Source organism: Amycolatopsis sp. NPDC051061 (assembly GCF_040682935.1).
In the GTDB taxonomy this organism is placed as follows: domain Bacteria; phylum Actinomycetota; class Actinomycetes; order Mycobacteriales; family Pseudonocardiaceae; genus Amycolatopsis.
Genome location: NZ_JBFBBZ010000066.1, coordinates 37491 through 46340, shown reverse-complemented (window position 1 = coordinate 46340; position 8850 = coordinate 37491). Strand labels below are relative to the sequence as shown.

Below are 8850 nucleotides of genomic sequence, written 5' to 3'. Positions count from 1 at the left end.
GCGCCCGGCCCCGGCCGGCCCCGCCCGCCCCGCCCCCCCGCCCGCGCGGGCCGCCCCCCCCCGCCCCCCCGCCCCGGCGCCCGCCCCCCCTGGCCCGGTGCCGCAAGCGACAGCGGCTCGTCGGCCGGCACCTCCCGCCGCCGGCCGCGGGGCTTCACCCCGCAGCCGTCGCGCGGACCGGCGTCGGAGGTCTCGGCATGAGCGACTTCCTCGGCCCACCTCCCCGCGCGGTCCGCGTCACCCTTCGACCCGCGCTGGTCCTCGGCACCGCGACCGTCCTCGGCCTCGCCATGTTCTGCTGGCCGCTCTTCGCGCACCCCGCGCCGAGCGAAGCCGCGCACACCGCCGATGCCCCCTTCGTCTTCATGGCGACCCTGCCCGTGCTGATCCTCGTCGTCCTCGCCGAACTCTCCCGCGGGGGCATCGACGCCAAAGCGCTCGCCCTGCTCGGCGTGCTCTCGGCGGTCAACGCCGGGCTGCGGCCGCTCGGGGCCGGGACCGGGGGCATCGAGCTCGTGTTCTTCCTGCTCGTGCTCGCCGGGCGGGTGTTCGGTCCGGGCTTCGGGTTCGTGCTCGGCTCGACTTCGCTGTTCACGAGCGCGTTGCTCACCGCCGGGGTCGGGCCGTGGCTGCCGTTCCAGATGCTCGCGTCCTCGCTCATCGGACTCGGCGCCGGCCTTCTTCCGCGGAAACCGCGCGGAAAAGCCGAAATCGCCCTGCTCGTGGCGTACGGCGTCTTCGCGGCCTACTTCTTCGGGCTTCTCATGAGCCTGTGGTCGTGGCCGTTCCTCGCCGGCACCAGCACTCAGCTCGGCTTCGTGCCCGGCGCGCCGCTGGTCGACAACCTCCACCGGTTCGCGGTGTTCACCGTCCTGACGTCGACCCTCGGCTGGGACACCGGCCGCGCGCTCACCAACGCCGTCGCGATCGTCCTGCTGGGGCCGGCGGTCCTCGCGGTACTACGGCGCGCCGCCAGGCGGGCGGCCTTCGACGCGCCCGTGCGCTTCGATCAGCCGTACGAGTAGAAGCCTCGGCCGGTCTTCTTGCCCAGGAGGCCCGCGTCCACCATGCGCAGCAGCAGCGGCGGCGACGAGTACAGCGGCTCCTTGAACTCCGCGTACATCGAGTCCGCGATGGCCTTGATCGTGTCCAGCCCGATCAGGTCGGACAGGCGCAGCGGACCCATCGGGTGGGCGGTGCCCAGCTCCATGCCGCGGTCGATGTCCTCCGCCGACGCGAAACCCGACTCGATCATGCGGATCGCCGAGAGCAGGTACGGCACCAGCAGCGAGTTCACGATGAACCCGGCGCGGTCCTGCGACCGGATGACGGTCTTGCCCAGCGCCGTCGTCGCGTGCTCCTCCGCACGGCGGGCCGTGTCCTCGCTGGTCAGCAGCGAGGGCACCAGCTCGACCAGCGGCAGCACCGGCACCGGGTTGAAGAAGTGGATGCCGACCACCTGCTGCGGCCGGCTCGTCGCCATGCCCAGCTTCATGATCGGGATCGACGACGTGTTGGACGCGAACAGCGCGTCCTCCGCCTCGACGATCTTGTCCAGCTGGCGGAAGACGTCGACCTTCGCCTGCTCCTGCTCGAGGATCGCCTCAATGATCAGTTCGCGGTCGGCGAACTCGGCGATGTCCGTCGTGAAGCGGAGACGGCTCCGCGCCGCGTCGGCGTCTTCGGGAGAGAGCTTGCCGTTCTTGACGCCGCGTTGCAGCGACTTCTCGATCCGGGCCTGGCCCGCGTCGAGCGCCGGCTGGTTCACCTCGGTGACCACGACGTCCAATCCGGACCGAGCGTGCACCTCGGCGATGCCGGAGCCCATGAGGCCCGCTCCGACGACTCCAACCCGACTTACCACCGGCACGCTCCTTCAAACAGTGGGCAGCACACAGCGCGCGAGGGCGGTCGCCCGGGGTTACCCGGCTACGCCCTCGCGCGGTTACGCGTGCTCAACGACGGTACTCGCCGTACCCGTCGTCGTACGGGTCGTCTTGATCATCGCTATCGGGCTCCTCGTAGTGACCACTCGAGGAACCAGTCGACAGCTCGCGCTGCAAAGCATCGAAGTCGGTCTCGTGCGAGCTGTACTTGAGCTCGCGCGCCACCTTCGTCTGCTTGGCCTTAGCCCGGCCGCGCCCCATGGCTCGACCCCCTCGCACAGGGGCGGGGCGGCCGGGGGAATCGGCGGCCCCGCATCGTCTCGACAATTATTTCCTGTTCACACCGTACCGTGTCCGGGGGGTTCGATGCGACGTGGCACGGTGTGCCGGTGGTGACAGTGTCCGCCGGACGCCGGTTACCGGCCGGTCGGTGGCGATCGGCGCTGGTAGGCGTGCCACGATCTACTCGTGCTCCGTCCCTTCGTGGCCTACTTGCGGGTGTACGAACCGCTGCTCGCCCTGGCTGATCCGCCGGACGAGCGGCTGCGTGCGGCCGTCGCGGCGGCCAAGCTGCAGCGGGCGGATGCGGGAGCGCGAGAGCAGGCCATGTGGCTCAAGTCACAGGTCGCCGCGCCTCGGCGGCTGCTGCCCGCCGAGCTCGCCGACGGGCGTCCCGCGCCGAGTCTGCTGACCGACCTCCTGGTGCTCGCGTCCGAGGACGTGCCGGAGGGCAAGGCCGAGCACGGGCCGTTCGTGTGCCCGCTGGAGCTGCGGGCCCGCTCGGCCGCCGCGCTGGTCACCTTCCTCGGCGACGCGCACCCGGCGCTGAAGAACGTCGTCCTCGACGAGGGCGGTTTCACCCAGGAGACGATCCGCGCGCGGACGAAGACGGCGATGGCGGACCTGAGCACGTCGGCCGCGCACACGCTGTCGACCACCTGGACCGTCCCGCTGCCGTGGTTCGTGCTGATCGACCCGGACGAGCGGCGGCTGGTGCTCGGCAACGGCCGCGACGACCCGAAGCGCGAGGTCTCCTGGCGGACGACCCTCGCCGACGCGCAGCACCGGGCGCGCGAGGCCGGCGAGCTGCTGGAGCAGACGTTCGGCGACTCCGGGCCGGGGCGCGTGCTGTACGAGACGCGGCGGTGGCTGGACAGCTTCCACGCGGACTCGGTGGTCGAGCTCGACTACGGCGGGCTGGTGCAGCTGTTCGCGGACCCGATCCTGGAGGCCGACAACACCGCGGACGAGGTGCACGACATCCTGGACGCGCTGCGCTCGGGCAACGTCGAGGAGCTGGCCGAGCTGTTCTCGGACCTGCGCGAGTTCTGGGGCGACCTGGCGTCCCGCGAACGCTCGAACTAGCCGCGCAGCTCGGGGACCCGCACTTCGCCCACCGGCTGCCCGCCGCCGAGGACCGAGCCGTGGGCCAGGGCCTCGAGCCCTGACACATCCGCACCCAGGTACCGCAACGCCTCGACCGCCAGCGGCGCGCACGCCCGCTTGTTGCCGTCGTCGATCTTCATCGCCACCGCGAAGCCGTCCGGGAGGGCGAACGCGTGGACGCCCTCCGCACCGCCCTTCGACACCAGACCGTCCACGGCGGACATCAGCTCCGTGTCCTCGCGGCCCGTCCCCGCGACCAGCCACGGGTGCGCCCGCATGGCCGCGCTGACCGCCTCCGACGGCCCGTCCGCCGCCGAAGCCACCCGGCCGAACGCGCGGGCCAGCGCCGTCAACGAAAACGCGAAGAGCGGCGCGCCGCAGCCGTCGACTCCCGTGTGGGCGATCGGCTCGCCCGTCAGCTCCTCGACAACAGATGCGATCGCCTGTTGCAGCGGGTGGTCCGGGGACTCGTAGCCGGACGTCGGCCAGCCGGCGCGGACGCACGTCGTCAGCATCGCCGTGTGCTTGCCCGAACAGTTCATCATCACGCGCCGCGGCTCGGCGGCGTCGCGCATGCTCGGCACGTGGAGCGGGAAGTCGGGCGGGCACGCGAGGTCGTCTTCGTGCAGGCCGGCCGCGTCAAGCAGCTCGAGGACCCGCTTGACGTGCCCCGGCTCGCCCGAGTGTGACGCGCACGCCAGCGCCAGTTCCTCGCCCGCGAAGTCGAGGCCGGAACGCAGCATCCCGGCGGCCTGCAGCGGCTTGTTCGACGAGCGCGGGAAGACCGGGGACACCACGTCACCGAGGGCCAGCCGGGCGTCGCCTTCGGGGCCGGTGATCACGAGCGCGCCGCGGTGGACGCTTTCGACGAAACCGGAACGGACGACTTCGGCGAGGACGGGGTTCGTCACTCGCCGCGCCCGCCTTCGTTCTCCAGCAGCTCGTCCACAGTGGCCGAACCCTGCTGGTAGCGCTTCGCGATCTCCGCGTTGAGCGTGTCCATCACGCCCTGGACCTCGCGCCGGAAGGACGACACCGACAGCTCCTCGCTGGCGTAGGTGTCCAAAGCGGAGGCAAGCTTTTCGTTCGTCAGGGACTCGACGTCGGTGAGATCCGTGTCGCCGATCAGGGCCTCGGCGTGCCGCCGGTGCTCGCCGGCCCGGGACGGCTCGAGCTGCTGGTGGCGCCCGGAACCCGCGGCCGGGCCCAGCGCGTTGTCCGCCAGGATCGTGGCCAGCTGGTCGACGATGCTCGCCTCGCCGCCGGAGCTGCGCCGCGCCTGCTCGGCGCGCACGATGTCGATCCGGGCGTGCAGGAGACGGCGCAGGTAGGACAGGTCCGTCTCTTCCTGCGCGGCTTCGTCGCGCCGCTCGCGCAGCACCTTCAGCGGCAGTTCACCCAGGCCGCTGAGGTACCCCGGGCCGAGCACGCGGTCGATTCGCCGCCTGCCGCCGGGCCGCACTTCGATCACAGCGCAGTTTATCCCGGTTGAGCGTGATCTCGCTGTCAGGGGCTTTCCTTCAGCCACGAAGTTGCGCCGCGGCCGCGCGGCCCGGCGCGGGCTGCTCCGACGGGACGGAGTCGGGGTCGATCGCCGCCTGGACGAGGTTGTCCTCCGAGCCGGTCAGCAGCTCCGCGTCTACCGGAGTAGACCGCTTGACCAGCGCCAACGCGATCGGGCCGAGCTCGTGGTGCTGGATCACGGTGCCGACGCGGCCGACCGTCCGGCCGTCGAGCAGCACGGGGTCGCCGGGCTCCGGCCGGATTTCGGGCGAGCCGTCGAGGTGCAGGAGGAGCAGGTTCCGCGGCGGACGGCCCACGTTGTGGACCTTCGACACCGTCTCTTGGCCGCGGTAGCAGCCCTTCGCGACGTGTGCGGCGGAGCCGACCCAGTTCACTTCGTGCGGGATCGTGCGCTCGTCGGTGTCGATGCCCAGCCGCGGCCGCAGCGACTCGACGCGCAGCGCGTCGAACACCCAGCTGCCGGCCGCGCGGGCCCCCGCGTCGGTGAGCCGCTTCCACCAGCCGAGGAGCGAGTCGCGTGGCACCGCCAGGTCGACGCTCGACCGGCCGGGCCACGGCATCCGCCGCGCGAAACCAGCATGTCCTTCCAGCGCCGCGACCGCGTACGGCTCCGGGCCGACCTCGACGCCGGCCGCGCTCAGCACGCGCTCGGCGTCCGGGCCGAGCACGGTGAGCAGCGCGAACTCCGTGGTCGCGTCCCGGATGTCCACCTTGGACCAGAACTTCATGGCTTCGAGGTACTCGCGCAGCGTCTGGGGCCCGCCCTTGGGCAGCGCGCTGGTCACGCTCGGGCCCGGGTCGGTGTCGAGGTACACGGTGCCGTCGAGGTGCGCGAGCACCATGTGCGTCTCGACGCGGCCCTGGCTGTCGAGCACCAGCGCCTCGGTGCCGGAGCCTTCGGCCAGCTCCGTCACGTGCTGCGAGATCACCAGGTGCAGCCACGAAAGCCGCTCTTCCCCGGTGACGGCGAGGAACTCGCGGTGCGAACGGTCGATCACGACCACGCCGCGCGAAGCCGTGCGCTGCTCCGCGAAGGGGTCTCCCCAGTGCCAGGGCACTCCGGCCTCGGGGTGATCGTCGGGCGGCGGAATGGATCCGGGCACGTCCAGCAGTGGCGAGCGGTACGGCATACCGCCCAGCCTAGGTGAGTACTGATCCGGCCAAAAGCAGGCCGACACCCCGCGGGGTACGTGACCTTTGCCGCAAAGCCGTTCGGCCGTGACTGTGGTCGGATCAGTACCGGGCGGCACAGTACCGTGGCGGCATGCGCGTGCTCGTCTTCCTCGACGGAACCCCGGCCGACCCGGACGCCGCCCAGATCAAGGTCGACGACCTCGGTCTGCTGCGCGGCGACGGCGTCTTCGAGACGATCCTGGTCGTCGGCGGCCGGCCCCGCGAACTGCGTCCGCACCTCGAGCGGCTGGCCCGCTCGGCCGCCATGCTCGACCTGCCCGAGCCCGATCTCGACGCGTGGGACCGCGTCGTTTCGCTGGTGCTCGAAAGGTGGACCGGCAGCCCCGAAATGGTGCTGAAACTGGTGTACACCAGGGGTTCCGAGCGTGACCCCGCCGCCGGGCCGACCGGGTTCGCGGTCGGTTCCGAGGTCTCGCCGTCGATCTTGCGGGCCCGCGCCGAAGGCGTCGCCGCGATCACCCTCGAACGCGGTTTACCGCCGGACCTCGCCGAGCGCGCGCCCTGGCTGCTGCTCGGCGCGAAGCCGTTGTCGTACGCGATGAACATGGCCGCGGTGCGCGAAGCCGGCCGCCGCGGCGCCGAAGATGTGATTTTCACCGCCGCCGACGGTTCGGTGTTCGAAGGGCCGACGTCGACCGTGGTGCTGGCGAAGGGCCGGACGCTCTACACACCGCCGTCGAGCATCGGCATCCTGCCGGGCACGACGCAGGCCGCGTTGTTCCGCGGCGCCGAGAAGGCGGGCTGGGCGGTCAAGGTCGAGCCGTTGACCGTGCGTGACCTGGTCGAGGGCGACGGCGTCTTCATGGCGTCGAGCGTGCGCAAGCTGACCCGGGTGCACACGCTGGACGGCGAGCGGCTGCCCGACGCGTCGGCGGTGTACGGCGAGCTCGTGACGGCCTACGAGGCCGAGTACGCCTGACCCAGGCTGATCCGGACGACGGCGGGCGCGACCTCTTCGGCGCGGTAGGCGGCGATCTTGTGGTGGCCGTCGATGATCAGCTCGCGGTCGTGGTCGGCCAGCACGACCGCGACCGGGCGGTGACCGGTGCGGATGGCGGTCCGGTAGTAACCGACGCGGGCTTCGTCGGACGGCGGCCAGACGTCGGTGGGGGTGAGCAGCTGGTCTTCGGGCAGCCGTTCCGGGCCGCTCACGCGGTAATCGCCGTCGACGAGCAGGTCGAGGACCGGACCGAGCGTGGTGGCGAGCGGGCGGCGCAGCTGACCGGTGGCCAGCGCGATCCGCAACGACTGGGGCAGCTCCGCTCGCACTCGCGTGTTCACGTCGAGGAAACCCGTGCCACCGCTGATCGTCACCTTCTCCACGCCTATGAGGACGGGCGGCGGCGCGACATGGTTCCAGCTCTCACGCGGACGGGTGCACGGCGTGACGCGGGTCTCACCCGCGTGGCGGTACAGGACTTTCAGGACATCCGGAACCGCGCCCGGGTGCCCGGCCGGGCCTGTGCGAGCGCGCTCAGCGCACCCGCCCGCACGACGGCCGCGACGGGGTAGCCGCCGGTGGTCGGGTGGTCGGCGAGGAACACCACCGGTAGCCCGCTCGGCGGCACCTGGATCGCGCCCGTGACGACGCCTTCGCTGGGCAATTCGCCTTCGACGGCCCGGCGCAACGGCGTCCCGTCGAGGCGCAGGCCGACGCGGTTCGACTCGGCCGTGACCGTCCACCACGCCGACAGCCCGACGGCCGGGTCGTGGAGCCAGTCGTCGCGAGGGCCGAGCGTCACCGGCACCACGAGTTCGCCCGGCGCCGGGACGGGGACGACGACGTCCGCGCCCGCCGGGATCCCGGGCTCACCGAGTGGAAGCACATCTCCGCTCTTCAGCGGTGCGGGCCCGATGCCGGAGAGGACGTCGTGCGAGCGGCTGCCCAGCACCGGTTCGACGGTGATCCCGCCGGACACCGCCAGGTAGCAGCGCAGTCCGGTCGAGGGCGTGCCGACCGACAACGTCTGCCCGGCGCGGACCGGCACCGGCGTGTGAGAGCCGAACGAGCGGCCGTCGACCCGGACGTCGACCACCGGGCCGGTCACCGCCGCCGTCACCGTGGTCGTGAACCGCGCCGAGAGACCGCCGAGCAGCGCTTCGATGCCCGCGGCCGCCGGGGCGTTGCCGACGAGGCGGTTCGCGAGCCGCAGCGACGAGCCGTCCAGCGCGCCCGAGGGCGCCACGCCCAGGTGGGCGTAGCCGGGCCGGCCCAGGTCCTCGACCAGCGCGTACCGCCCGGGGTCGAGGACTTCCAGGGACCTCACCGGACGCTCCGGAAGCGGACGCGGTCGCCCGGCGCGAACAGTGCGGGCGGATCGGCGTGCGGGTCGAACAGCGTCGCCGAGGTGTGCCCGAGCAGCCGCCAGCCACCCGGCGATTCGCGCGGGTAGACGCCGGTGAACTCGCCCGCGAGCCCCACCGATCCGGCCGGGACGCGGGTGCGCGGGGATGCCAGCCGCGGCTGCCGCAATTCCGACGGAAGTCCCGTCAGGTAGCCGAATCCGGGCGCGAAGCCGGTGAACGCGACCGTGTAGACGGCTTCGGTGTGGAGCGAGACGACGGCGTCCGCGGAGATCCCGGCGTCCGAAGCGACCAGGGCGAGGTCTTCGCCGTCGTAGCGGACATCGAGCGTGACTTCGCGCGGCTCGCCGGCGGGCGGGTGCGTCAGATCGGCGCCGTCCAGCAGCGCCTTGACGGCGGCCACCCCGCCGACGACGAGCAGGCTGCGCGCGCCGGGAACGAGGTCGGCGACGCCTTCGGGGCGGGCGGCGGACACCGCGGCGTGGGCCGCCCGCATCTGGTCGAGGGAGTCGCAGTCCAGCAGGGCGGCGTCCTCGCCACACCGCCGCCAGCGCAC

11 protein-coding genes are annotated in these 8850 nt (G+C 72.3%); 3 read left to right on the top strand and 8 right to left on the bottom strand.

Features of this window, described 5'->3' with window-relative positions; all coding sequences use genetic code 11:
* The first annotated feature begins 197 nt into the window (after window positions 1-197).
* On the top strand, window positions 198-1025 hold the full coding sequence (locus tag AB0N03_RS46785; protein WP_364386993.1) for an ECF transporter S component: 828 nt from the start codon (window positions 198-200) through the stop codon (window positions 1023-1025).
* Here AB0N03_RS46785 and AB0N03_RS46780 read toward each other — a convergent pair.
* Both AB0N03_RS46780 and AB0N03_RS46775 read right to left on the bottom strand, forming a co-directional pair.
* Window positions 1010-1870, bottom strand: coding sequence for a 3-hydroxybutyryl-CoA dehydrogenase (locus AB0N03_RS46780; protein WP_364386991.1), 861 nt, complete (start codon window positions 1868-1870; stop codon window positions 1010-1012). The genes AB0N03_RS46785 and AB0N03_RS46780 overlap by 16 nt on opposite strands.
* Window positions 1871-1955: 85 nt before the next feature.
* The gene (locus tag AB0N03_RS46775) at window positions 1956-2147 is read right to left on the bottom strand and encodes a DUF3073 domain-containing protein (RefSeq protein ID WP_364386989.1); all 192 of its coding nucleotides are present in this window, start codon (window positions 2145-2147) and stop codon (window positions 1956-1958) included.
* A gap of 207 nt (window positions 2148-2354) precedes the next feature.
* Here AB0N03_RS46775 and AB0N03_RS46770 point away from each other — a divergent pair, with 207 nt between their 5' ends.
* Window positions 2355-3251, top strand: a complete 897-nt coding sequence (locus AB0N03_RS46770; RefSeq protein ID WP_364386987.1) for a hypothetical protein — start codon at window positions 2355-2357, stop codon at window positions 3249-3251.
* Here AB0N03_RS46770 and AB0N03_RS46765 read toward each other — a convergent pair.
* Genes AB0N03_RS46765 through AB0N03_RS46755 form a run of 3 tightly spaced genes read right to left on the bottom strand, consistent with a single transcriptional unit; the run spans window position 3248 to window position 5926 of the window.
* Window positions 3248-4183 (bottom strand): asparaginase, encoded by a 936-nt coding sequence (locus tag AB0N03_RS46765; RefSeq protein WP_364386985.1) that lies wholly within the window; start codon window positions 4181-4183, stop codon window positions 3248-3250. The two genes, AB0N03_RS46770 and AB0N03_RS46765, sit on opposite strands and share 4 nt — an antisense overlap.
* Window positions 4180-4743: an aerial mycelium formation protein gene (locus tag AB0N03_RS46760; RefSeq protein WP_364386983.1), complete on the bottom strand. Its 564-nt coding sequence runs from the start codon at window positions 4741-4743 to the stop codon at window positions 4180-4182. Before AB0N03_RS46760 ends, AB0N03_RS46765 begins: the two co-directional genes overlap by 4 nt.
* 49 nt (window positions 4744-4792) lie before the next feature.
* The gene (locus AB0N03_RS46755; protein ID WP_364386981.1) at window positions 4793-5926 is read right to left on the bottom strand and encodes a folate-binding protein; all 1134 of its coding nucleotides are present in this window, start codon (window positions 5924-5926) and stop codon (window positions 4793-4795) included.
* A 134-nt stretch (window positions 5927-6060) separates the two neighbouring features.
* Between AB0N03_RS46755 and AB0N03_RS46750 the strand changes: the two genes are divergently transcribed.
* Window positions 6061-6909 carry an aminodeoxychorismate lyase gene (locus AB0N03_RS46750; protein ID WP_364386979.1) on the top strand — a complete coding sequence of 283 codons (849 nt, stop codon included), beginning with the start codon at window positions 6061-6063 and terminating at the stop codon, window positions 6907-6909.
* On the opposite strand, the gene AB0N03_RS46745 is transcribed toward AB0N03_RS46750, so the two are convergent.
* From AB0N03_RS46745 to AB0N03_RS46735, 3 genes are all read right to left on the bottom strand, one after another.
* A complete protein-coding gene (locus tag AB0N03_RS46745) occupies window positions 6888-7313 on the bottom strand; it encodes a hypothetical protein (protein WP_364386977.1) in 426 nt (141 codons plus the stop codon). The two genes, AB0N03_RS46750 and AB0N03_RS46745, sit on opposite strands and share 22 nt — an antisense overlap.
* A gap of 98 nt (window positions 7314-7411) precedes the next feature.
* Window positions 7412-8257 (bottom strand): biotin-dependent carboxyltransferase family protein, encoded by an 846-nt coding sequence (locus AB0N03_RS46740; RefSeq protein ID WP_364386975.1) that lies wholly within the window; start codon window positions 8255-8257, stop codon window positions 7412-7414.
* On the bottom strand, window positions 8254-8850 hold the full coding sequence (locus tag AB0N03_RS46735) for an allophanate hydrolase subunit 1 (RefSeq protein ID WP_364386973.1): 597 nt from the start codon (window positions 8848-8850) through the stop codon (window positions 8254-8256). The genes AB0N03_RS46740 and AB0N03_RS46735 overlap by 4 nt, the downstream gene beginning before the upstream one ends.

Coding starts and splice junctions, on each gene's coding strand:
- AB0N03_RS46755 (WP_364386981.1), bottom strand. CDS start 5,926: ATGCCGTACCGCTCGCCACTGCTGGACGTGCCCGGATCCATTCCGCCG.
- AB0N03_RS46750 (WP_364386979.1), top strand. CDS start 6,061: ATGCGCGTGCTCGTCTTCCTCGACGGAACCCCGGCCGACCCGGACGCC.
- AB0N03_RS46775 (WP_364386989.1), bottom strand. CDS start 2,147: ATGGGGCGCGGCCGGGCTAAGGCCAAGCAGACGAAGGTGGCGCGCGAG.
- AB0N03_RS46785 (WP_364386993.1), top strand. CDS start 198: ATGAGCGACTTCCTCGGCCCACCTCCCCGCGCGGTCCGCGTCACCCTT.